Here is a 21,423-nt window from a genome sequence, read left to right on the forward strand (position 1 = left end):
CACATGGCCATCTACGCCGGCCAAATCATCACGGCGGAGCTCCTCGATAAAGTCGAGAGTCCGCCGCTCGCGATTCTTCAGCAGACCGTCGTACAGTCCGTCGCGCATGGCGCCTGGGCTGCGATCACGTTCGACACGGAGATCAAGGACACCTATAGCGGGCACTCCACCACATCCAATACCTCCCGCTACACCTGCCAGCTCGCTGGGACATACCGCATCACCGGCAGAGCAGCCTTTGCCACCAACTCGACCGGGTCCCGAGGCGCCCGCATCCACCTGAACGGCACCTACATCCAAGGCGGCGCCAACCTAGGCGCCGCTGGAACTCTGGCTGGAATCTTCGAGGCTAGCCACATCCTCGACCTGGCCGTCGGCGACTACGTGGAAGTCGCTGGCGGACAGAACAGTGGCGGAGCTCTATCCACCGCCTACGCCGGCGAGTCCGCATCGATGATGTACGTCGAATGGATCCACGCATGAAGGCCTGCCATGAGTGCGGTGAGGACGCGGTGGTGCAGTGGCGCCAACGGGCGTCCGAGAAGGGCGACACCACGGTGGCCGTGTACGCGTGTGCCGACCACGGTGTCTCGCCTGCGGCTGCAAGCTACGTCCACGAGGCCAAGTGCTCCGGGCCGAGCAAGGGCGGCGGCTGCTCATGCCCGGCGCCGGCTGAGCCCGAGTTCCCATTCATCGCGCCAGAAGATCCGAAGCGGCCACGGAAACGGCTCCCACCCGGCTGGTAGCCACCACTGAACCTCTCGCTGGACAACGGCGAGACCTCAACACCACCCGAACGTGGACCTGGAGGGCCCATGGCCTGGTATCCCGGGGCTCGCAAGATGGAGCTCCAGCCCGAGAGTGACAGCCAGCCGTCGATTCGGCCGACGCAGTTCATCATGCACAGCATCGCCGCCCCGTGGACGAAGGAGCGGACGTTCGAGTACTGGCGCGACAGCACCAACCTCGAGAGCCACTTCGGCCAGTCCTACGACGGCAGCATCGCCCAGTACATCGGCACTCAGACCAGGGCTGACGCCAACTACCTGGCAAACCGCCGCTCCGACGGAACGGGCGCTGTCTCCATCGAGACCGCCTCGAACCTGAACCACACGGACCCGTGGACCGACGCCCAGGTCGAAGGCCTCATCGCCCTCGGCGTGTGGCTCCACAAGCAGCATGGCATCCCGCTGCGGATCTGCCGCACCGCCTCCGATCCCGGCTTCGGCTATCACCGGCTCCACGCCGACTGGGCGGTCGGCGGCACCAACTGCCCTGGCGATGCCCGGGTCAAGCAGTTCAAGGAGCGGATCTTCCCCGGCATCGTCGCCCGCGCCAACGGCACGCCAGCCCCCAAGCCGCCCGCCCCGCCCACTGTTCCGCCTCCTCCCGTCACCCCTCCTCCCGTGCCGGAGTACGTCCGGCCGGTGGCCTTCCGAATGATCGGAGTCTGACCATGAGCACTCCCACCCCGAAGATCCCGCGCCCCGCAGGTGTCCTGCTCCTCAAGTCGGCTGGTGGTGGACGTGGCTCCTCCAGCGGTGCCACCGATGCCAGCGTTTTCGCGATCTTCCCCAACGGGCTCATCCGACGTGCCACGAAGGCCGAGCTCACCCGCTGGGACGACGTCACCATCGACTACACCGTCCCCCTCGGCCAGCAGTACGACGGGGAGTGGCTCGATGTCGCGACCGTCGACAACGCGATCCGAAAGGCCTGACCATGACCGTTACCCTTGACCGCGCCTACTGGCTCGGCCTCCTCGTCTCCGTGATCCTGCCGGTCCTCGTCGGCCTGGTCACCACCCGCGTCACCTCGGCCGGGACCAAGGCGGTCCTGCTGCTGGCGCTGTCCACGGCCAACGGCCTGGTCGTCGAGATAGCCAACCCGGGCCCCGGCTTCGACCTCGGCACCGCCGCTGTTCTCGCCGCCGTCTCCTTCGGGACTGGCGTCCTCGCCCACTTCGGGTTCTGGAAGCCGGCCGGCGTCAGCGGCAAGATGCAGGACAGCCTGGTTACGGCCGGCTCGCCCCGGAGCGTCTAGTGATCTGCCGTGCGGTCCGGTGGCTGCGCAAGCTGCTGGGCCGCCGCGGCCCATTCCTCATCCTGCTGGGCATTGGCATGACGAACCTGGGGATCAGCTTCATCGCCGATCCACCCAGCACCCAAGGGCTGTGGCTGCTCACCCGGTGGTGCCCCATAGAGTCCTGGGCCTGGCTCTGGATCGGCGCCGGCTTCGTCACCACATTCAGCGCCTTCCTGAAGATCGGCCGCGACTGGGCGGGATTCGCCGCCGCTCTCGTCCCCCCAGCTGTCTGGGCGATCGCATACTTCGCCGCAGTCATCACCGGCGACTACTCACGCGGCGGCTACGTCGCTACCTGGTACCTCACTTCCCATGTGGGGGTGATTCTGTGGGCCTCGACGGTGCCCGAGTACTCGGTACCCGCTCTCCGCGCGGCCCGGAAAGCTGAGGGCGGATGAACATTGGGGAGTGGGCGGCCGTGGCCACGGCGGGCGGCAGCATCCTTGGCGGCGGCGGCTGGTTCGTATCCCGTGCCACTGTTCGTGCGGCACAGGTGACAGCGGACGCGCAGCGCGCCATCGGCCGAGCCAACGAGGCGGCGGCCCGCGCAACCGCCGCACCAGCCCAGCAGGAAGCCAGCCTCGCAATCCTGCAGGCATCCGTGCAGAGGGTCGACGAGGAGAACGGCTCCTTGCGCGGAAGGGTCTACCGGCTTGAGGTCCTCGTCCGGTCGTTCTCCACCTACGTAGGCAGACTGACTGCCCAGATGCGCGCGGCCGGACTCGAGCCGCCGGCGCCACCGGATGCGGTTGACGAGTACAACCGAACTGGAGTCTGACCGCCCCCACCGCCGCCGCGGTGGGGGCCTTTTGCTATGCCCGGCGCAGGAGTTGAACCCAGATAAGATGCCATATCGGCGCCCATTTTTGGTACAATTGAGCATGTCTCAGGAACTGTCCCTTGAGGACATCCGCCGGGAACTTCACCGCCTCGTGTCGATAGCCGACAGCGCTGAACGCCCGAAGCCGACGCGCATCAACGGCCCCGACCACGCATGGCCGGGCCACGAGTGGGACCTGCGGGAGACGCAGACACCCCACGGAACCAAGAAGAACGTGTGGGTGGTCCGCACCGCTGACGAACAGGACACCGCCGACGGGCTGGTGTACGTCTCCACCCCAGAGTCCATGTACCCCGGGATCGACTTCGTCCCGCTGTACGCCTCCGATGCCCGGCGCATCGCCATGGCACTGCTCGCCGCCGCCGACCGCGCGGACCACCAAGCCTTCGGGGTGACCCGCCTCGAAGACCACCGGAAGGGGAAGACGGCGTGACCGACCGCCTCGAACGTCGCCAGCGTTACGCCGAAGCGCTTGCGGGACACGCCGGATCCAAGGCCTTCTTCGCAGACGGCCACGAGTGGAACCACGCGCGCTCCGCCTGGTTCGCGCACGCCGACGTCGCCATCCGGGAGGCTGATCTGGAACTGCGCGCCCAACAGGAGCGGCAGATAGAGCAGTCGACCGAGCTGTTGCACAAGCTCGCCGACGTTCAACTTGAGAACGACCAGCTCCGCGAGAAGCTGCGGAAGGCGGAGCGTGCGGCCAACCTGCTCGCTGCGGACCACCGTGCGGTCGAGCGAGTGCATCGCAGGCTCGACGCCTGGGAGCAGCGACTCCCGGCGAACGTGTCGAAGGCAACCGTCATCGACGTCCTGCGTCAGGACTTGGACGAGGCGGCATGACCGACCTCGTCCCGCTCCAGCCGAGCGCCGCTCCGGCCGTCTACGACCCGGCGACCCTCGCCGTCCTCGCCGCCATGGAACAAGCCGCCGAGGAACACCTCGATGCCATCCGACCCCACAACACCAAGCGCGGGTACGAGAACGACTGGAACCTGTGGGCCGAGTTCCATGGCTGGCTCGCTGAACGCACCGGCCACCCGTTGGCGCTCACCGATGTCACCAAGGGGACACTCGTTGGGTTCGTCATCTGGCTCGACACCGTGAAGATCGCAGCACCCGCCAGCATCGACCGGCGGATCACCGGAGTTACGGTCACCGCGCGGTCCCTCGGCGTCGAAGTCTCCAAGGACGCGACGGTCGCCGCCCGCAAGGCCTTGAAGCCCCTCAAGCTCGACCCCGACCGCATCGCCCGCGGCCGAGGCAAGGCCCCCGCCGCCACACCCGCCCAGCTCCGGCAGATGTACGCCGCCGCGCCAGCAGGCCTCGCCGGACTTCGCGACCGAGCGCTCTGGCTCATGGCCTTCGGGATCGCCGGCCGATCCGCCGAAGTCTCCGCGCTCCGCGTGGACGGCATCCAGCTCGTCAGCGAAGGCCTCGACGTCCACGTCCCCTCCGTCAAGCAGCGACCGCCCCGGGACGTCGTCGTCGCCTACGGCAAGAACCCCGACACCTGCCCCGTCCGCGCCTGGCTCACCTGGAAAGCTGCGGCCGGACTCGCCAGCGGCCCAGCATTCCGGCCCGTGAGCGTCCACGGACACCTCGGCGACGACGGGCTCACCGCGTCCGGCTGCCAAGAGATCATCTCCCGCAGCGCCGAACGGGCAGGCGTCGCGGTCCGTCTCACCGGCCACTCGATGCGGGCCGGGTTTATCACCACCTCCCGCAAGGCCGGGAAGCGCGAGGAGAAGATCCGCGCCCAGTCCGGGCACGCCGCCAACAGCCCCGTGTTCTGGGGGTACATCCAGGAAGCCGACCGCTGGGTCGACGCCGCATCCGATGACATCGGCCTGTAGGGGGAGTCGTGAGCACGGCCCGAGAGAACCTGTACGAAATGGCCACGGTCGCCTTCAAAGAGACCGGCGTACCGCCCGCTGTCCACGCGGCCGTGACGCTGATGCTCGACATGGTCGAACGCGAGCACGCCTCACACTTGGCTCGAAAGATCCGCAACAGGGATGTCGACTACCTCGGCCACTACAACATGGGCTGGCAAGACGCTGCCGATCTGATCGACCCGGACGTGGACCGCGACTGACCAGCAAGTAAGGGAACGTTATGCGCTCCCGGAGTTACGTCGTCTGTCCTCAGTGAAGACCGCTCACCGAGGAGGATGCGATGGAGTGCACGTTCTGCGGGATGCCGCTGAAGGGCAGCGACCCGGGCCTGGTGTGGAGTGCTGGCGAGAATCGGGAGCCGTTCTGTGGCCTGGAGTGTGAGCGGGCGGAGGCCGCGGCCTGGCTGCTGGCCCACGTCGGCAACCGGCGCCGCAAGCTCCGGCCGACCAACCGCTGACCGTTGTCGGCGCCGCGTGCCACACTGGGTGCAGCAGCTGACCCGGTCGCATGGCCGGTGTAGGCCGCTTCCGCGGACGCTCGTCTGCTGCGGGAAACCGTGGCACCCGGTTCAGCCGGCTGAAGCCGGGCGACGCCTCAGCCCTCACCTTCGGGTGGGGGCTTTCTCGTGTTCAGTCTGACGCAGGGCCAGGTACGCCATTCGGCCGAGCGTGAGAGGGGCGTGCGGCGGAGGAGAAACGCCCCCGCGCGCCCCCTGGTTGGAGCAGCGTCCCGTGGATCACCGGGAGTAGCGTTTAGGCCATCCGTGGATGCATATGCCGACGCGGATGCCCCGACAATAGATGAGCCCCCGCGCGGATTGAGGCCGCCGGGGGCAGGGATCCAAGGAGAACCCCTTGAACCAAGGCCACCTTAGCCTGCCCGACGGCGGCGGAGCGAGTGGATCGAGCCCCTTCGACAAGATCATGCACGTCGACATCAACGGCGAGGAACGTTGGTCCGCCCGCGACCTGCAGCAGCTCATGGGGTACGCAAGCTGGCAGGACTTCGACAAGGTCGTCGTCCGGGCCCGTGACGGGCTCGACACGACGGAGGTCAATTCGCTTGATCACTTTATGGGTGCCCATAAAGTGATCAAGGGCGGTCGCTGGGGAAACCAGCAGGCCGCGGACTACCGACTCACCCGGCTCGGCGCGTACCAAGTCGCCCTCGCCGGCGACAGCCGCAAGCCGGAAGTCGCTGCAGCCAAGCTGTACTTCGCCGTGCAGACCCGCAGGGCCGAAGTCGCCCAGGCCGCAGTGCCGGACATCTCCACCTCGCGCGGCGTCCTCGAGATGGCCTCCATCCTCCACGAGACCGCCCTCAAGCTGGTGAAGACCGAGCTCGAGCTGGAGCAGGCCAAGCCGAAGGTCGAGGCCTTCGAGCACTGGCAGGACGAGAAGGACAACGTCCGCCTCCGTCAGGTCGCCAAGGAGATCGGCGTCAAGGAGAGCGAGCTGCGGGAGCGGCTCATCGAGGACCACTACGTGTTCGCCTACCCGCACCCGGAAGACCAGCGCCGCATGCAGTACGACGTGTACGCCGACCGCAACAGCGGCCGGTTCGCCTTCGTTCGGGAGAGCCTCCCCAACGGCAGCTGGACCCGGACCCTGCTGCTGACCCCGAAGGGCGCTGAGTGGGTGCGGCAGCGATACGGAAGCGCCGCCGCCTGAACGACCTGACGCCCGTCTCCGCATCCAGCGGGGGCGGGCGTCCTGCTTTCCGCCGGTGGGGGTCGGGTGGGACTCGAACCCACTTGGGATTGATGTCATCTCCCCGTATCAACCTGACGCCACGGGAGCGACCCGCAGCCCGACCGTCAGCCAGCGTACCGCCCCGCTGTCAGTACCCCCTGGCACAATCGGACCATCACATCGGCTCTAGTACGCGGGGATGCTGCTGGACCGACCTCCGCCCCACCGGATCAGCGCCCGGTGGGGCGGAGTGCTGTCTACGCCGATCACCGTCCACCATCCGGCCGCCACCCCATAGACCAGCGGACCGTCCCGCCCAGGAGCCCACCACCAGGCGCGATCCCTGCATATGGTGATCGGGCTGGCCGGGGGACCCTCGAAGCGCTCGGCCAGCGCCCACTCTTGCCGGCGGCTACGCCTGAGGCCGCCGGGTACGACCTGCGGCACGCCCGCCCCCACGCGCGTGACCGCAGAAGCGGCGGCTGGGCCCTTCGGCGAGGTACCCCAGCCGCCGCCCCGCCTAGAACGGCGGCCCTGGCCCCGGTGGGGCGGAGTGCTGTCAGCCCTCAGTCGGCTCCGGATGGCGAACGGCTTTCTTGACCTCCGCCTCCAGCTTCCCCCGGTCCTGGCTGGTCGCCGCGGCGTGGTCGGTCACGGCCTGCTGGGCTTCGGCGCCCCGCTGCCGCCACACCTCAAGCGCCTCATCCCACGCCGCGTGCTGCTCCTCGGTCCAGCCGACCTCCTGGGTCGGCCTGCCGTACTCCTCCGACAAGGCCTTGAGCTGGGCGTGCGCCTCGTCCGCGGCCCTCTGCAGGGCCAACAGGTCATCGTTCAGTTCGATTGCCACGGCCGGATCTTAGGCGGCAGGTCTGACGGTCGCACGGATCGCCGCGGACCACTCCTCAAGGAGCTCCTCATACCGCGGCGAGGCCGCCCCGCCCGCAGCGACAAGCGCCCGGATCTCCGCGTTGATCTCCGCGAGAGGGCGCACAGGGCCACGGTCGGGCGGGGTGGGGGACATGTCGCACAGGATATCGGGCCCCACCCACAGCACGGCTACGCCTCTCGTAGGGTGAACCCATGATTCGAGCTGTTGTCTTTGACGTCGGCGAATGCCTCGTTGACGAGACCCGCGAGTACGGCACTTGGGCCGACTGGCTAGACGTTCCGCGCCACACCTTCGCCGCGATGTTCGGCGCCGTCATCGCCCAGGGCCGCGACTACCGCGAGACCTTCCGGGAGTTCCAGCCCGGCTTCGACCTCACCACCGAGCGGGCGGCGCGAGCGGCGGCCGGGAAGCCGGAGCACTTCGACGAGTCCGACCTCTATCCGGACGTCCGCCCTGCGCTGGCGAAGCTCCGCGCCGACGGACTGTGGCTCGGCATCGCTGGCAACCAGACCGTTCGTGCCGGCGGCATCCTCCGCAGTCTCTTCACCGAGGACGTCGACCTCATCGGCACTTCCGACGACTGGGGGGCAAGCAAGCCGGACGTCGAGTTCTTCGAGCGGGTCGCCGCAGTCGTGCCGTTCGCCCCGGAGGAGATCCTGTACGTGGGCGACCGGATGGACAACGACATCCGCCCGGCCGCCACGTTCGGCATGCCCACGGCCCTCATCCACCGGGGACCGTGGGCCAACATCCAATGGCACCAAGGAGACACCCAGGCTCTCCCGACGATGCTGGTCGAGAGCCTGCTTGAGCTCCCCGAGAGGATCGCGGACTTCAATTCGCGAGAGCGCTGAGCATCGCACCCCAGCTGTACAGCCGGTCATCCAGCGCGCGGACGCACGGCTCGCTCTGCCACGGAGCGAGCTCGCGCCGTACTTCCCGGACCCGCTCCATGCCCGTCGCGTACCAGTGCACCTCGAGCAGATCCAGAGCGCGGACCGAGTAGTCGCAGGCCGCCTCCGGGTGGCCAGCTGCCGCCTCGACCGCGGCGAGGTCGCCGAGCACGACGGTCCGCTGCTTGTCTGCGTCTGCAGGGAGATCCTCGAGGACGCTGAGGAGCGTCTCGCGGGCCTGCGGCAGGTGCCCGGCCCGAAGCTGCGTGTTCCCCTTGAAGGCTGCCAGACGGACAGCGCTGAACCAGTCCATCCAGTCAGGGCTCGCCTCCTCACTACCGGCCTCGAGGATGTCCTCGCCACGCGAGATCAGGTTGAGCGCGGCCCGGGTGTTGCCGCAGCGGGTCTCGCACTCGGCCTCGACCGCGTCCAGCCACGCCAGGAGCTCGGCTGAGGCGGGCCCCCGGCGGGCGGAGGTGCGGGCCATCGCCATCCGCTCCGAGGCGCCCGCCCGGTCACCGGCCCAGCCGGGCACGAACGCGGTGTGCGCGAGGATTGCGGCACCCAGCAGCGCGTCGTCTGCATCCCCTGCGGCCTGCAGTGCGCGCAGCCACGTCTCCCGCGCCCGGCCCGGCTCGTTGAGGTCGAAGAACTCGATGCGGCCGGCGAGCAGCCACGACTCGGCGAGCGCCGACGCCACTGCCTTGCGGATGACACCGGACGTAGCAGGGAGCAGCGCGCCGCCCAGGGTGGCGTGGGCCGAGACAGCGGGGTGCAGGGTGGCGGGCGCGACGGTCCAGTACAGGCGGCGGTGGGCGCGAGTGACCGCCGCGAACGCCGAGGCTGCGCTCGCTGGCTGCACCGCATTGGGTACGGCCATCGGCGCGGCCGGCGGCGTCCGCAGCACCCGGCCCGCATCCGGCCCTGTGGGGGCGGAGGGGAAGCCGAGCTCCTCGATGCTGGTCACACCCAGCAGCTCGACGAGGGCGCGCTGCAGGTCCAGGTACGGCAGCGGCGGTGCGTCGGACTCCCAACGCCTCACCTGCCGGGAGCTGACGCTCAGCCCGCGGTCGGCCAGCGCGTCGGCGAGATCCTGCTGCGAGCGGTATCCCGCTGCCTGACGCGCCGCCCGGAGGCGTGCATTGCCTAGCGGTCGGGACATCCCAACCTCCATACGTTGTAGGGGCGGTGGCAAGTCTGGCAGTCGGACCGCTACCAGGCCACGCATCACCCACACGAGCGCACAGACGTCCGCTTTACGGCCACAAAGAGGCCGCTCGATGTCCTCGCCATACGTCCGCTAAGAGGCCACGCTGATCCCCACCACCCGCTGAGACTGGCAGGGAGCACCCCCGTGGCACCATCACCACCCAGCGAGACCCGCGGCCACCGCACGCCGCACGAATTACCCGCACTGTCGGAGCTGTCCGAGCAGCAGGTCCGCGGGACCGCCTGCGTGTACTGCGGGATCCACCTCGACAACGGGGATGCCGTCGATCTCGGAGAGCGCCCCATCTTCCGAGCCGGGCAGCGCAGCCGCTGGTTCCCCAGGGCCTGCCCCCAGCACGGGGCGCTCGCATGACCGCCGGCCGGATCTGCTGCGAGTGCCAGCAGGCCATCGTTGGCGAGGCCCGCGAGATCGTGCGGCATAGTGCGTCGGGCGTCCGCCCCAACGACTACGTCCACCCCGACCCCTGCCCGCCACGGCAGCCGAGCCGGTCCCGCGTGGCCCGTCTGCTGCCGCGGCTCCCCTAGACCCCCGCCTCTCCGGCCGCGGCGGCAGCGGGAGGGGCGGGTACCGGCAGTCTGGTTCGTGTTCGCTTCAACAAAGCTTCGAGCGCACGTTCGAACCGGCGGCAGTCAAGTCCCCGCAAGCGCACGACCGTTGTGGGCGATTCACACGGGGTGCGAACGATGCGCGCGCATATATGCGGAAACACCTACCCCGCAAGGCGTAGACCAGGCAAGATGGGGGACTAGTCCCTTGGCCTAAACCAGACGGGGACTGGCTCGATCATGGCATGAGGTCCCGCGCCGGGAGGCGTAGGGCTCGAGCGAGGCGAAGCAGTTGCGAGAACTTGGCGTCCGTCTTGCCGGCCTCAGTCTTCTGCAGGGTTGTCCGGTCGATCCCAGCCAGCTCGGCAAGCTTCTCCTGCGTGAGGTCCGCCTGGAGGCGGGCGTCGCGGATCCGATTACCCAGGTCAACGCGGGCCTGGAGGATCCAAGGAGGTGTTGCGGGTTGCACCTACTAGACACTCAGACCTGAAGATCGTTTTGTCTGCGGGATACATCCCGCTATTTCTGATCAACGCCGATTTGATCGGCGACATAGGCGGCCGCAGGGTGTAGCGGCGCGGGCCCCACCATCAGCGTGGTCGGGGCGCGTCAGGCACCCGGCGGCGAAGGTGACCCCCCTCCGACGCATGGAGGGGGGTCACCGCATTTGGGCCCTGACCTGCGATAACAGCAAGATCCCTTGGGGGGATTTTAGGGGGCAGGGTGTCGTATTAGTGCTGCATGAGAGCGTAGCGAGACTGCACTGACGTGTAGTCAAGCTGCACGCAGGCACGAGAAAGCCCAGGCCGAGAAGCTTCTGACCTGGGCTTTCCTTCACCTCTTACGAGGTCAACGCGGTGGGCGCGGACGGTTTCGAACCGCCGACATCTGCTTTGTAAGAGCAGCGCTCTACCCCTGAGCTACGCACCCGTGGATGAGTGGACAGCCTACATGCAGCGCACACCCCCCACGCAAACCCGTTCCCGTGGGGGAGAATGGACCGGGGCAGGGGAATTGCGGACGGACCGGGTACGGGAGAGGCGACTGTGACGACGGCACCCCGGCGGTGGTTCGGCGGCGGGCGGGACGAGAGTCGGCGGGCGGATGCTCAGGCGGCGAAGGACGCTGCCGCGGCGGCGTTCTACGAGCTGGACACCGCGCAGCGGGATCTGCGGATCTCGATCGAGACGATCGCGGCCGCGGACGGCTCGCCGGAGGCGCGTCGGGTGGGTGAGGGGTTCGCCGCGCTCGGGCAGCGCATCGACCAGGTGAGTCATGTCTACATCGACGCCGTCGACGCGCACGATCTCGATCGGGTGGAGTTGGAGGCGTCCGCCGCGGCGCGGGCCCGGGAGGAGCTGACGCGGGCCAAGGAGGAGCTGGTCCGGGTCAAGGGCGAGCTCGACCGGTTCGCGCAGGGGCTGCAGCCGCTGCTGGACCGGGCCGAGACGCAGCTGGCGCGGGTCGCGCCCGCCCGGGAGCGGGCCAGGGCCGCGCTGCTCGCGGCGAGCACGGCGCTGGACGAGGTGCGCGGCAAGGGGATCCGGGCCGACGACCTGGCCGCCCGGCTGGCCGCGCTCGGGCCGGAGCTGACCAAGCTGAACCAGGGCGCCGCGCAGCACGGCGTACAGGAGACCGTGCAGCGCGCCGACCGGATCCTGCGCGACGCCGAGGCGATACGGGCCGAGGCGGCGCGGCTCCCGGAGCGTGCGGCGGAGATCGACCGGCGGCTGGTGAGCCTGCGGACCCGCGCGCAGGCGCTGCGCAACCGGGCGGACCGGGTGGATCCGGTGCTCAGCGAGCTGCGCCGGCGTTTCAGCGCGGCCTGCTGGCAGGACCTCCAGCACGTCCCGGAGCAGGCGGTACGGGACGTGGCGCAGGCGGAGGAGCGGCTCGCGGAGGCCGGCCGGGCGCGCGATCAGCAGCAGTGGGCCGTCGTAGCGGCCCTGGTCGAGGCGGTACGGGCCGCGCTGGACGCCACCGACGAGGCGGTGTCGGCGGCGCAGGACCGGCTGACCCGGCTGGAGGCGGTGGCCCGGGACCCGCAGGCGGAGGTGCAGCGGACCCGGTTCGCGATCCGGGACGCGCAGCGCCTGGCGATGGAGGGCCGTACGGTCCCCGAGGAGCGGCACGCGCGCCCGCTGGACGACGCGGTGGCGCGGGTGGCGCGGGCGCTGGCCGCTCTGGAGGACCGCCACCCCGACTACTGGGCCTTCCTCCAGGAGATGGAGTCGGTACGAGCCTCCGTGCAGCGGGTCGTGACGGACATCCGGACCGAGCGCGGCCACGCCTGAGCGGACCGGGCGGGGAGGCCGGGGAGGGCGGAGAGGCCGGACTTGTCCGGGTGCGGGCATCGATGGATGCTGGAGGGGCCAGACCGGAGCAGAGGAGGGCGCCATGGCCGCCCACGCTTCCCCCGCGCGCCAGAGGCCGGACGAGCCCCCCGCGCCGCATGAGCCGTACGCACCGCACGCGCTCTACGGGTGCCACGAGCAGCACGAGAACTACGCGCCCTACGTGGCCCACGAGCCGTACGCCACGGCGGCGCCGCCCCCGAGTTCGCCGGGGATCCTGTACCGCATGATGCGTCCCGTCAACGCACGCCTCGACGAGCACCTGCCCAGCGATCACCGGCTCAGCAAGGTCTACCGGGTCGGCGCCGGCCTGACCGGACTGCTGCTCGTGGTCTTCGGGATCCTGGGGCTCATCGACCGGATCGGGTTCTTCGACACCGGCGGGGACACGGTGCTCGCGCTGAACACCAACGGCGCGCTGAGCGTGCTGTCGATCTGCATCGGGCTGCTGCTGTTCGTCGGGATGGTCATCGGCGGCAGCTTCGCCTCCACGCTCAACATCGTGCTGGGCGTGCTGTTCATCGCGAGCGGGTTCGTGAACCTCGCGCTGCTCGACACGCAGATGAACTTCCTGGCCTTCCACATCCCCAACGTGCTGTTCAGCTTCGTGGTGGGCGTGATGCTGATGTGGTTCGGGATGTACGGACGCGTGGGCAGCGCCCTGCCGCACGACAACCCGTACTGGCGTGCGCGCCACCCCGAGCAGGCGGCTCGGGAGCAGCGGGCGCAGTCCCGTACGGGCGGGAGGCCCGTCGGCAGGCCGGCGTGAGGACGGTCCGGCCTGGGCCTCGATGCGCTTGCGCTTGACCATCCAGTCGGACCAACTGCCACCGCCATGTCGCGGCCGCCGACAGCTCCGCCCGGGCCCGGGGCGGAGCTGTCGGCGGTGGCCCATGCCCCTCCCTCTTCAGACGGCCCCGAGGTGTAGACGGCATCAGCGCCCAGGCGTGGGCCTCCCTCGCCACGTCCGGCGCCACGATCGACAGGACGCCCGACCGCGCGGTCGCGGAACCCGGCCTCGCGGTTCCGTGGAACGAGGGGCGGAATCACTGATTCCGGTAGCGCCTCGCAATAATTGCTAATTAACGATTACTTGTGCAACTCTTTGCCAAGTCATGGGGGCATTTAGGGACTAAAGTCCCATACACACCAAGAGGAAGGCGCGCAATGGGTGGCGATGACGCCGCGTACGCCGGCCGCGGGGTCCACAGGACCGCCGTCGAAGGCCTGGCCCGCCGGATCTTCGACGGCACCTACGCAGAGGGCGCCACGCTCGACCTCCCCCACCTCCTGGAGGAGCTCGAGGTCAGCCAGACCGTGCTCCGTGAGGCCATCAAGGTGCTCATGGCCAAGGGGCTGCTCGACGCCCGTCAGAAGCGCGGCACCTTCGTGCGCCCGCTCGCCGACTGGAACCTCTTCGACGCCGACGTCCTGCGCTGGAAGCTCGCGGCGGGCGCGCCCGCCTGCTTCTTCTCGGACCTGCTGGAGCTGCGCCGCTCGATCGAGCCGGCCGCGGCCGCGCTGGCCGCCGAACAGGCCACCGAGCAGGACCTGGCCGCGCTGGACGCGGCGCTGACCGCGATGGCGGCGAGCGACTGCGACCCCGTGCTGCACGTGCGCGCGGACACCTCGTTCCACCTGGCGCTGCTGACCGCCTCGCACAACCTCTTCTTCACCCAGATGTACCGGGTGATCATCCCGGCCCTGGTGGAACGCGACCGCGCGGTGCACAAGGGGGACTTCGAGCAACCGCATGCCATCCACCGGGACGTGGTCGACCAGATCCGGCGCGGGGACCCGGACGGCGCCTACATGGCCGTGCTCGACCTCCTCGACATGGCCCAGCGCGACCACCCGTAGCGCGTCCGCAGCACCCGCAGTACGGCGCCCGCAGCGCCCACCCGAAACAGCACCGCAGTGCCGCAGCACCGCAGACCCGTCCTGCCACCCCTTACGAGGAGAGGACACCGTCAGCTGTGAAGATCACCCGCGTCGGGACCTTCATGGCCCCACCGCGCTGGATGTCCGTGCGCGCGGAGACCGACGAGGGCGTCGTCGGCTGGGGCGAACCCGTGGTCGAAGGGCGTGCCGCGAAGTCTCGGGCGACGAGCGGGACTTCGGGCTCGACTTCCACGGCCGGGTCTCCCCCGCAAACGCCCGCCAACGCCCGCCACCGCCCGCCACCGCCCGCCGGATCCTGCCCCTGCCGGCCCCGTACGACCCGATGTTCGTCGAGGAGCCGGTCCTCCCCGAGTACGTGCAGGCCGTCCCCGATCTGGTGAACGCCTCCAGCATCCCCCTCGCGCCGGGCGAACGGCTCTTCTCCCGACGGGAGTTCCTCGCCCTGCTGCGGACCGGCGTGTCACCACCCCGAACTTCCCCATCCAGGAACAATCCATCGGCATCCACTGCAACCAGGGCGCCGAGCGCCACACCGGGCGCGACCCGGTGTGGCGCCACGAAGACGGTTCCTTCGCCGAGCGGTGAGCCCCCACCACCACCCGGCAGCACCCCCACCCCCCACACATCAGAAGGCAGGCATTCCCATGGAGTTCGGCGCAGCGCTGCGACAGGAGCGGCTCGTCGCCATCGTCCGCGGACGGGACGCGGAGGCGTCCTTCCGTACCGTCATGGCCCTCGTCGAGGAGGGCGTCCCGCTCATCGAGGTCTCCCTCAGCGGGACCGACGCGCTGGACGTCATCGGCCGGGCCCGCAAGGAGCTCGGTGACGAGGCCTGGCTCGGGGCCGGTACGGTCCTCACCGCCGAGGACGCCCAGCGGGCCGCCGAAGCCGGAGCCAACCTGATGGTCACCCCGGGCCTCGGCGCCGGCGTGCGGGAGTCCGTCCGGCAGGGGCTGCCGGTACTGGCCGGGGTCATCACCCCGACCGAGGTCATCGCGGCCGACGCGGCGGGGGCTGCCGCGCTCAAGCTGTTCCCCGGCTCGATCGGCGGACCGGCGTACCTGCGGGCCCTGCGCGCACCCTTCCCCGACCTGCCGTTCGTACCGGTCGGCGGGGTGGACGCGGCCGCCGCGGCCGAGTACCTGTCCTCCGGCGCGGTGGCGGTCGGCGTCGGCTCCCCGCTGATCGGGGACGCGGCCGACGGCGGTGACCTGCTCGCGCTGCGGCGCCGGGCGGCGGAGTTCAAGGCGGCCTGCGCGTGAGCCGGCCCGACGCCGCGCCCGACACCGCCGCCCCCGAGGTGCTGACCTTCGGGGAGACGATGCTCGCCCTGCGCGGCAGCGGCCCGCTGCGCCTGGGCGGGAGCACGGACGTCTCCGTCGCGGGCGCCGAGTCGAACGTCGCGATCGGCCTGGCCCGGCTGGGGCACGCGGTCCGCTGGGCGGGCGCGGTCGGCGAGGACGAAGCCGGTGAGCTGGTCCTACGGACCCTGCGCGCCGAGGGCGTCGACGTCTCCGGGGCCTCCCGCGACGACGGCGGTGCCCCGACCGGGCTGATGCTCACGGAGCCCAGGCTGCCGGAGGTCACGCGGGTGCACTCCTACCGCGCGGGCTCGGCGGGCTCCCGCCTCAAAGCGTGCTCCCTGGAGCGGGCCTTCACCGCGGCCCCGCCCAAGGTCCTGCACCTGACGGGGATCACCCCGGCGCTGTCCCGCTCGGCCCGCTCGGCCTGCGCCCTCGCGCTGCGCCTCGCCGCCGAGCACTCGGCGCTGGTCTGCCTGGACGTGAACTTCCGGTCCCGGCTGTGGTCCTGCGAGGAGGCGGCGGCGGTGCTGCGCACGTGGGCGCCGTCGGTGGACGTCCTCATCGCCTCCGACGACGAACTCCCCCTGTGCCTGCCTCCGGACGCCCCGGCCGACACGGCCCTCCGGGCGAAGGAACTCCTCGCCCTCGGGGTCGGCGAGGTGGTGGTCACGCTCGGCTCGGCCGGCGCGACGGCCTACACGGACGAAGGCCGGACGGTCCACGCCCCGGCGCGGCCCGTCCGCGCGGTCGACACGGTCGGCGCGGGCGACGCCTTCGTGGCGGGCTACCTCTCGGCGTTCCTCGACGGCTCCACACCGGAGACGCGACTGGACCGCGCGGTCACCACGGGCGCCTTCGCGGTGGCCTCCCGGGGCGACTGGGAAGGCGCCCCCACCCGAGCGGAACTCGGACTCCTGTCGGCCCCCGCCGGCACCGTGGTCCGCTGACGATCTCGTCGGGTCCGGGACGACACGGGGGTGCGTCCCGGGCCCGGCGGCTCCATCAGTCGCCGGAGAAGCCCCAGAAGTAGATCTCCTCCGGATGGCCCGCGGCGTCGTGCAGGACCGCACACCTGCCGAACCAGCGCCGGGAGGCGAGCGGTCCCATCGCCGGCACGTGCTCCCGGGTCAGTCGCTCCGTACCGGCCACCCGGCGCGCCTCGTCGGGCCCCACGGGCTCCACGGTGCAGTACTCGGGCTCCTCCCCCGGCCCCAGCACCCTGTACACGTCCAGGATCGAGTGCGTGCCCTCCGTCTGGATCTGCTCGTCCTCCAGCAGCAGGTCGAGGGTCGCCGGCCGGGGCCGTGCCCCGCCGGCCTCGTCCTCGTCGTCCCCCCAGGGCTCCCAGTAGTAGTCCTGCGACGCGAAGACGCTCTGCCTCAGTGCGTCCAACGCCGCTCCGAGGTCCTCCCGATGAGGAACGTAGTACTCCCACCCCGACGCACCCACGACAGCCCCGCCTCCACAACCCGTTCCGACAGTGAGGTGGAAGCTAGCAGCGGGCACTGACACCCGGCCGCGCACTGCGTAGCCTGTCCGCATGCCCCGTTACGAATTCCGCTGCCGGACCTGCGAAGACACCTTCGAGGTCAGCCGCCCCATGGCCGAGTCCTCCGCACCCGCCGACTGCCCCGCCGGGCACGCCGACACCGTCAAGCTGCTCTCGGCCGTCGCCGTCGGCGGAACCAGCGCGGCCCCCGCCGCGCCCATGGGCGGCGGCGGAGGCTGCTGCGGTGGAGGCGGCTGCGGCTAGGACGACCTAACGCTTGCGGGACAGGGTGATGCCGTCGGAGATCGCCAGCAGCACCGATTCCATGCGGGGGTCCGCCGCGACGTGCTCGTTGTAGGCCTGGACCCCCGCCGCTCCACCGGTCGCGGCAGGATCCAGCACCGAGCCGTGGAACAGGGTGTTGTCCGTGACGAGCAGCGCGCCCGGGCGCAGCCGGGGCACGAGCTCCTCCCAGTAGGCGATCTGGCTCTGCTTGTCCGCGTCCATGTACGCCATGTCGATGTGCGGCTCCGCCGGCATCGCGCGCAGCGTCTCGATCGCGGGCGCGATCCGCAGGTCGATGCGGTCCGCGACCCCGGCCTTCGCCCAGGCCTCGCGCGCGTACGCCGTCCACTCCTCCGAGACGTCGCAGGCGATGAGGCGGCCGTCCGCCGGCATGGCCTGTGCCATCGACAGGGAGGAGAAGCCGGTGAAGGTGCCGATCTCCACGATGTGCCGGGCGCCGGTCAGCCGGACCAGGAAGGCCAGCAGCGGCCCCTGCTCCTGCGCCGACTGCATCCCGGCCGAGTCCGGGAACACCTCGTAGGTGGTCGCCACCAGCCCCCGCTGGACCTCGTCCAGCGGGGGATTGTGCGCGAGCACGTACTGGTAGAGCTCGTCTGTGATCTTCGTGCTGTTGCCCTTGGTCATGGGGCCAGTGTGCCCATGATCAGGCGTCAGGGGCGGCGAGTCGCGCGACTTCGCGGGTGAACGCGCGCACGATCTCCTCGCCGGCCAGTACGCCCGCCTGCGCCAGCGACGTCACGTGCGGCGCCGTCCAGTCGGCGTCGGCCAGTTCCCCGTGGCCCGGCCGCCAGGCCGTGTCCGCCGCGAGCAGCAGGTCCGCGTCCAGCAGCGAGTCGCCGGCGGCCAGGGTGCTCGTGGCCCCCGTCCGCTCGGCCACCTCCCGCATCGCCGCGCTCTTGGTCAGCGGCCGCGGGACGGCGTAGATCTTCCGGCCCTGGAGCGAGACCGTCCAGCCGCGCGCCTCGGACCACTCCGTCAGCGCCTTGATCCACTCCGCGGGGACCAGCGCCCGCTCCACGACCAGGTACGCGAACAGGTCCTCGGCCACCCGCGCCTTGCGCAGCCAGGCCGGATCGGCCACGGACAGCAGGTGCGCGTTCATCTCCTCCAGCGGGACGGACTCCGCGGCGAGCCGCGCCGCGACCTGGCGGCGCCAGTCCCGGTCCGGGACCCCGTCCACCAGCAGCTGGCCGCCGTTGGCGCAGATGGCGTATTTCGCCGGCCGGCCGGGGAAGCGGATGCGCTGGTACTGCTTGCGGGTCCGGGTGGTGGTCGGCACGAATACCGCGGCCGGGTCCGCGGACAGTTCCGCCAGCAGACCCGCCGCCGTCTCCGTCATGAACGACAGGGGCTTGCTCTCGTGCACCTCCACGCACAGCAGCCGCGGGGCCACCGGGTCGGGCATGGTCAGGCCGAGCGCGGCCGCCGAGTAGATGAGCGTACGGTCGAGGTCACTGGCTACGAGAACGGTCACTTGGTGGCCACGGCCTTTCCGTCGGCGCCGGTGGCGCCGCGCGTGAAGCGGGGATGGATGAGTCCTACGCAGCTGTACGGCAGGCCGTCGACCTCTTCCACCGGCACCCCCCGCTGCTCCGCGAGGAGGCGTACGTGGTCCAGGTCGGCCCCGGCGCCGCGCTGCGCGAGGATCTTCCACGGCACCCGGCGCAGCAGCACCCGCGTCGTCTCGCCGACGCCGGGCTTCACCAGGTTCACGTCGTGGATCCCGTACTCCTCGCTGATCCGCTCCACCGCCCGCCAGCCCACCCAGGTCGGCGTGCGGTCGGCTGCGAGGAGCTCCTTGACCTCGGCGTCCACGGCCTCGGCCACCTCCTCGAAGTGTGCGGAGACGGTGTCGACGAACGCGACGGAGACGTCGGCCCCGGCGAGCTCGCGGTAGAACTTCGCGCCGTGGAAATCGGCGGGTCCGACCAGGTCGGACCTGAGCACCGTACGCGAGACCAGTCCGGAAACGGTGGAATTGAGACAGGCGGAGGGGATCAGGAAGTCCTCGCGGGTGCCGTACGTCTCCACGCACGAGCCGGGGTCGGCGAGGACCACGATCTCCGGGTTGAAGCCCTCGAACTCGCCCAGGGCCTCGCGCAGTTCGCGGGTGATGGCACCCTTGCCGGTCCAGCCGTCGACGAAGACGACGTCGGCCGGGTCGTGGTGGGCGGCCAGCCAGCGCAGCGCGTTGGCGTCGATGCCGCGGCCGCGCACGATGGAGACGGCGTAGTGCGGCAGGTCCAGGCCGTGGCGGGCCTGCGCCCAGCGCCGCATCAGCACGCCCACGGGGGTGCCGGCGCGGGCCAGGGAGACCAGGACCGGGGACGGAGAGCGCTCGGCGAGGACCGTCTCGGTGACGGTGCCGACGGCGCGGGCCATCCGGGCGGCGGAGGCGGTCAGCGCGCTCTGGTAGAGCTGCTGGTACTCCGGGGACGGCTGGAACTCCACCGGCAGCGATTCCGCGTAGTGCGCGCCGCCCGCCTGGATGGCCTCCTCGCGCTCCTCGGTCGGGGCTTCCAGCTCCACGTCGGAGAGGTCCTGGAGCAGCCAGCCGACGTCCTCGGCGGCGTAGGAGGAGAAGGCGGGCCCGCGCAGTGGCCCGCCCAGCGGCTCGCCCGGCGCTTCTCGCGGGGGCTCGGTCATGATCGGCTCCTGCCGGTCGGGTTTGTACGAAGGTATGACCGCCAGCACGACCCGGCCGGTGTGCGGCGCGAGGGCGGCGAGCAGGCCGGTACGGAGCTCGGCGGTGTCCCCGGCGGAGTCCACGACGGCGATCACGGCGTCGAAGCCGGCGCCGGCGGTGCTCGCGACGTTGTACGCGTACCGGTCTCCCGGGCCGTCGGCCGGGGCGTCGTGGGCGGGGAACACCAGCCTGGTGCGGATCGCGTAGCCGGGGTCGTCCACGGCGAGCACCGGCGAGCGGGTGGTGGTGGAGAAGCGCACCTCGACCGGCGCGGACGGGGCGCCGGACGCCTCCAGGGCCTGCGCGAGGCGCAGCGGGGCGTACATCAGCTCCTCGTTGCCGAGTACGAGGACCCGCGTGGGGCCGTCGCCGAGCGCGGCCTTGAGCCGGTCCGCCATGCCCGGCAGGGCGGCCTCCAGGGCTGCGCGGTGCGCGGGGGTAAAGCCGTGGCGACCGCCGTCGGGTATCCCGGCGGGCCACTCCAGTTCCACGCGGGTGAAGCGCGAAATCAGCCCCTCCGGCGTTTGAGGAGCGGGGTCCGGGGCGGAGCCCCGGCGGACGGCCTGCGCCTCGTACCGCTCCACCAGTGCCTGGCCCTTCTCCAGGACCCCCTCTGGGAGGGAGACCGTGCCCGAGGCCAGGGATATGAGGTCGACCCGCGCCCCCAGCTCCTCCGCGAACGCGACGAGGCGGTCGCGGTCGGCCGGGGAGCGCATGTCGACCAGGGCGACGACCACGTAGTGATCGCGCGGGTGGCGGGCGTGGAGGTCGGCGATGGTGTTCAGGACGGTGTTGCCGGTGGAGAACTCGTCGTCGACGAGGACCAGCGGGCCCGCGCCCGCCAGCAGCTTCGGGTCCTCCGGCAGCAGCAGGTGCGAGGTGGCGTGCGAGTGGGCCTCCTCGAAGCCACCCGCGGCCTCCACGCCGGGCACGGGGCGGCGGGTGGAGTGCAGGTACGGGGCGCTGCCCAGGCCGTCGGCCACGCAGTGGCCCAGCCCGGTCGCGGTCTCCGCGTACCCCAGGACCACGGCCGAGGCCGCCCCGGCCTCTCCCAGCAGCTCCCGGACCCGCTCGCCGAGCCCGTACCCGGCGGCGTACACGGCCGCCGGGGACTGCGGGACGTGCTTGCCCAGCACCTGCGAGACCAGCAGGTGCGCCCGCTTGGGGTTGCGCCGCAGCGCCAGCCCGAGCAGTTCGTCCAGCCGCGGGCCGTCACCCGTCCCGTCCTCCAGGCTCACGCCCAGCCGGTCCGCGACCCAGGTTCCCGACCACACCGCTTCGATCTTCTTGCCCTTCTTCGCAGTCAACG

General features: G+C 70.8%; 28 protein-coding genes, 1 tRNA gene and 1 pseudogene. 21 read left to right on the forward strand and 9 right to left on the reverse strand.

What is annotated here, in order from left to right; translation table 11 throughout:
- Positions 1-3: 3 nt before the first annotated feature.
- The 12 genes from OG435_RS15475 to OG435_RS15530 all read left to right on the forward strand — a co-directional run bounded on the left by OG435_RS15475 (position 4) and on the right by OG435_RS15530 (position 6,494).
- The gene (locus OG435_RS15475) at positions 4-483 is read left to right on the forward strand and encodes a hypothetical protein (RefSeq protein WP_266877436.1); all 480 of its coding nucleotides are present in this window, start codon (positions 4-6) and stop codon (positions 481-483) included.
- A 332-nt stretch (positions 484-815) separates the two neighbouring features.
- The gene (locus OG435_RS15480; protein WP_266877437.1) at positions 816-1,454 is read left to right on the forward strand and encodes a peptidoglycan recognition protein family protein; all 639 of its coding nucleotides are present in this window, start codon (positions 816-818) and stop codon (positions 1,452-1,454) included.
- A gap of 2 nt (positions 1,455-1,456) precedes the next feature.
- Positions 1,457-1,720, forward strand: a complete 264-nt coding sequence (locus OG435_RS15485) for a hypothetical protein (RefSeq protein WP_266877438.1) — start codon at positions 1,457-1,459, stop codon at positions 1,718-1,720.
- A 2-nt stretch (positions 1,721-1,722) separates the two neighbouring features.
- Positions 1,723-2,043: a hypothetical protein gene (locus tag OG435_RS15490; RefSeq protein ID WP_266877439.1), complete on the forward strand. Its 321-nt coding sequence runs from the start codon at positions 1,723-1,725 to the stop codon at positions 2,041-2,043.
- Positions 2,043-2,483: a hypothetical protein gene (locus OG435_RS15495; protein WP_266877440.1), complete on the forward strand. Its 441-nt coding sequence runs from the start codon at positions 2,043-2,045 to the stop codon at positions 2,481-2,483. The genes OG435_RS15490 and OG435_RS15495 overlap by 1 nt, the downstream gene beginning before the upstream one ends.
- The gene (locus OG435_RS15500) at positions 2,480-2,863 is read left to right on the forward strand and encodes a hypothetical protein (protein ID WP_266877441.1); all 384 of its coding nucleotides are present in this window, start codon (positions 2,480-2,482) and stop codon (positions 2,861-2,863) included. The genes OG435_RS15495 and OG435_RS15500 overlap by 4 nt, the downstream gene beginning before the upstream one ends.
- 103 nt (positions 2,864-2,966) lie before the next feature.
- Entirely contained in the window at positions 2,967-3,359 is a 393-nt protein-coding gene (locus tag OG435_RS15505) for a hypothetical protein (RefSeq protein ID WP_266877442.1), read from the forward strand.
- The gene (locus tag OG435_RS15510; RefSeq protein ID WP_266877443.1) at positions 3,356-3,769 is read left to right on the forward strand and encodes a hypothetical protein; all 414 of its coding nucleotides are present in this window, start codon (positions 3,356-3,358) and stop codon (positions 3,767-3,769) included. The genes OG435_RS15505 and OG435_RS15510 overlap by 4 nt, the downstream gene beginning before the upstream one ends.
- Complete coding sequence (locus OG435_RS15515; protein ID WP_266877444.1) at positions 3,766-4,782, forward strand: hypothetical protein; 1,017 nt, start codon at positions 3,766-3,768, stop codon at positions 4,780-4,782. The genes OG435_RS15510 and OG435_RS15515 overlap by 4 nt, the downstream gene beginning before the upstream one ends.
- 8 nt (positions 4,783-4,790) lie before the next feature.
- Complete coding sequence (locus OG435_RS15520; protein ID WP_266877445.1) at positions 4,791-5,024, forward strand: hypothetical protein; 234 nt, start codon at positions 4,791-4,793, stop codon at positions 5,022-5,024.
- An 80-nt stretch (positions 5,025-5,104) separates the two neighbouring features.
- Complete coding sequence (locus tag OG435_RS15525) at positions 5,105-5,281, forward strand: hypothetical protein (protein ID WP_266877446.1); 177 nt, start codon at positions 5,105-5,107, stop codon at positions 5,279-5,281.
- Between the two features lie 397 nt (positions 5,282-5,678).
- A complete protein-coding gene (locus OG435_RS15530; RefSeq protein ID WP_266877447.1) occupies positions 5,679-6,494 on the forward strand; it encodes a phage antirepressor KilAC domain-containing protein in 816 nt (271 codons plus the stop codon).
- Between the two features lie 580 nt (positions 6,495-7,074).
- On the opposite strand, the gene OG435_RS15535 is transcribed toward OG435_RS15530, so the two are convergent.
- Complete coding sequence (locus OG435_RS15535; protein WP_266877448.1) at positions 7,075-7,362, reverse strand: hypothetical protein; 288 nt, start codon at positions 7,360-7,362, stop codon at positions 7,075-7,077.
- A 233-nt stretch (positions 7,363-7,595) separates the two neighbouring features.
- Here OG435_RS15535 and OG435_RS15540 point away from each other — a divergent pair, with 233 nt between their 5' ends.
- Entirely contained in the window at positions 7,596-8,258 is a 663-nt protein-coding gene (locus OG435_RS15540) for an HAD family hydrolase (RefSeq protein ID WP_266877449.1), read from the forward strand.
- Here OG435_RS15540 and OG435_RS15545 read toward each other — a convergent pair.
- Positions 8,239-9,459, reverse strand: a complete 1,221-nt coding sequence (locus tag OG435_RS15545; protein WP_266877450.1) for a transcriptional regulator — start codon at positions 9,457-9,459, stop codon at positions 8,239-8,241. The genes OG435_RS15540 and OG435_RS15545 overlap by 20 nt on opposite strands.
- Positions 9,460-9,651: 192 nt before the next feature.
- Between OG435_RS15545 and OG435_RS15550 the strand changes: the two genes are divergently transcribed.
- Entirely contained in the window at positions 9,652-9,879 is a 228-nt protein-coding gene (locus tag OG435_RS15550) for a hypothetical protein (protein ID WP_266877451.1), read from the forward strand.
- 432 nt (positions 9,880-10,311) lie between these two features.
- On the opposite strand, the gene OG435_RS15555 is transcribed toward OG435_RS15550, so the two are convergent.
- Both OG435_RS15555 and OG435_RS15560 read right to left on the reverse strand, forming a co-directional pair.
- Positions 10,312-10,542 (reverse strand): helix-turn-helix transcriptional regulator, encoded by a 231-nt coding sequence (locus OG435_RS15555; RefSeq protein WP_266877452.1) that lies wholly within the window; start codon positions 10,540-10,542, stop codon positions 10,312-10,314.
- Positions 10,543-10,931: 389 nt separating this feature from the next.
- Positions 10,932-11,003: transfer RNA gene (locus tag OG435_RS15560), tRNA-Val, on the reverse strand.
- A 116-nt stretch (positions 11,004-11,119) separates the two neighbouring features.
- Between OG435_RS15560 and OG435_RS15565 the strand changes: the two genes are divergently transcribed.
- From OG435_RS15565 to OG435_RS15575, 3 genes are all read left to right on the forward strand, one after another.
- On the forward strand, positions 11,120-12,367 hold the full coding sequence (locus OG435_RS15565) for a hypothetical protein (RefSeq protein WP_266877453.1): 1,248 nt from the start codon (positions 11,120-11,122) through the stop codon (positions 12,365-12,367).
- Positions 12,368-12,653: 286 nt separating this feature from the next.
- A complete protein-coding gene (locus OG435_RS15570) occupies positions 12,654-13,196 on the forward strand; it encodes a DUF4383 domain-containing protein (protein WP_266881759.1) in 543 nt (180 codons plus the stop codon).
- 398 nt (positions 13,197-13,594) lie between these two features.
- Entirely contained in the window at positions 13,595-14,287 is a 693-nt protein-coding gene (locus OG435_RS15575) for a FadR/GntR family transcriptional regulator (RefSeq protein WP_266877454.1), read from the forward strand.
- 91 nt (positions 14,288-14,378) lie between these two features.
- Here the strand turns inward: OG435_RS15575 and OG435_RS15580 are convergent, their stop codons facing one another.
- Positions 14,379-14,561: a hypothetical protein gene (locus OG435_RS15580; protein WP_266877455.1), complete on the reverse strand. Its 183-nt coding sequence runs from the start codon at positions 14,559-14,561 to the stop codon at positions 14,379-14,381.
- Between OG435_RS15580 and OG435_RS15585 the strand changes: the two are divergent.
- The 3 genes and pseudogenes from OG435_RS15585 to OG435_RS15595 form a co-directional block, all read left to right on the forward strand.
- Positions 14,487-14,726: pseudogene (locus OG435_RS15585) on the forward strand (enolase C-terminal domain-like protein); the annotation flags it as partial. The gene OG435_RS15580 and the pseudogene OG435_RS15585 sit on opposite strands and share 75 nt — an antisense overlap.
- 247 nt (positions 14,727-14,973) lie before the next feature.
- Positions 14,974-15,591: a bifunctional 4-hydroxy-2-oxoglutarate aldolase/2-dehydro-3-deoxy-phosphogluconate aldolase gene (locus OG435_RS15590; protein WP_266877456.1), complete on the forward strand. Its 618-nt coding sequence runs from the start codon at positions 14,974-14,976 to the stop codon at positions 15,589-15,591.
- Positions 15,588-16,580 (forward strand): sugar kinase, encoded by a 993-nt coding sequence (locus tag OG435_RS15595; RefSeq protein WP_266877457.1) that lies wholly within the window; start codon positions 15,588-15,590, stop codon positions 16,578-16,580. The genes OG435_RS15590 and OG435_RS15595 overlap by 4 nt, the downstream gene beginning before the upstream one ends.
- Before the next feature lie 55 nt (positions 16,581-16,635).
- Here the strand turns inward: OG435_RS15595 and OG435_RS15600 are convergent, their stop codons facing one another.
- On the reverse strand, positions 16,636-17,025 hold the full coding sequence (locus tag OG435_RS15600; protein ID WP_266877458.1) for a hypothetical protein: 390 nt from the start codon (positions 17,023-17,025) through the stop codon (positions 16,636-16,638).
- 148 nt (positions 17,026-17,173) lie between these two features.
- On the opposite strand from OG435_RS15600, the gene OG435_RS15605 reads away from it, so the two are divergent.
- The gene (locus OG435_RS15605; protein WP_266877459.1) at positions 17,174-17,386 is read left to right on the forward strand and encodes an FmdB family zinc ribbon protein; all 213 of its coding nucleotides are present in this window, start codon (positions 17,174-17,176) and stop codon (positions 17,384-17,386) included.
- Positions 17,387-17,392: 6 nt separating this feature from the next.
- Here the strand turns inward: OG435_RS15605 and OG435_RS15610 are convergent, their stop codons facing one another.
- Genes OG435_RS15610 through OG435_RS15620 form a run of 3 tightly spaced genes read right to left on the reverse strand, consistent with a single transcriptional unit; the run spans position 17,393 to position 21,421 of the window.
- Positions 17,393-18,052 carry an O-methyltransferase gene (locus OG435_RS15610; protein WP_266877460.1) on the reverse strand — a complete coding sequence of 220 codons (660 nt, stop codon included), beginning with the start codon at positions 18,050-18,052 and terminating at the stop codon, positions 17,393-17,395.
- A gap of 19 nt (positions 18,053-18,071) precedes the next feature.
- Complete coding sequence (locus OG435_RS15615; RefSeq protein ID WP_266877461.1) at positions 18,072-18,902, reverse strand: HAD family hydrolase; 831 nt, start codon at positions 18,900-18,902, stop codon at positions 18,072-18,074.
- Entirely contained in the window at positions 18,899-21,421 is a 2,523-nt protein-coding gene (locus tag OG435_RS15620) for a phosphoribosyltransferase (RefSeq protein WP_430625633.1), read from the reverse strand. The genes OG435_RS15615 and OG435_RS15620 overlap by 4 nt, the downstream gene beginning before the upstream one ends.
- Positions 21,422-21,423: the final 2 nt, after the last annotated feature.

Origin of the sequence: Streptomyces sp. NBC_01264, assembly GCF_026340675.1 — a bacterium.
GTDB lineage: Bacteria > Actinomycetota > Actinomycetes > Streptomycetales > Streptomycetaceae > Streptomyces.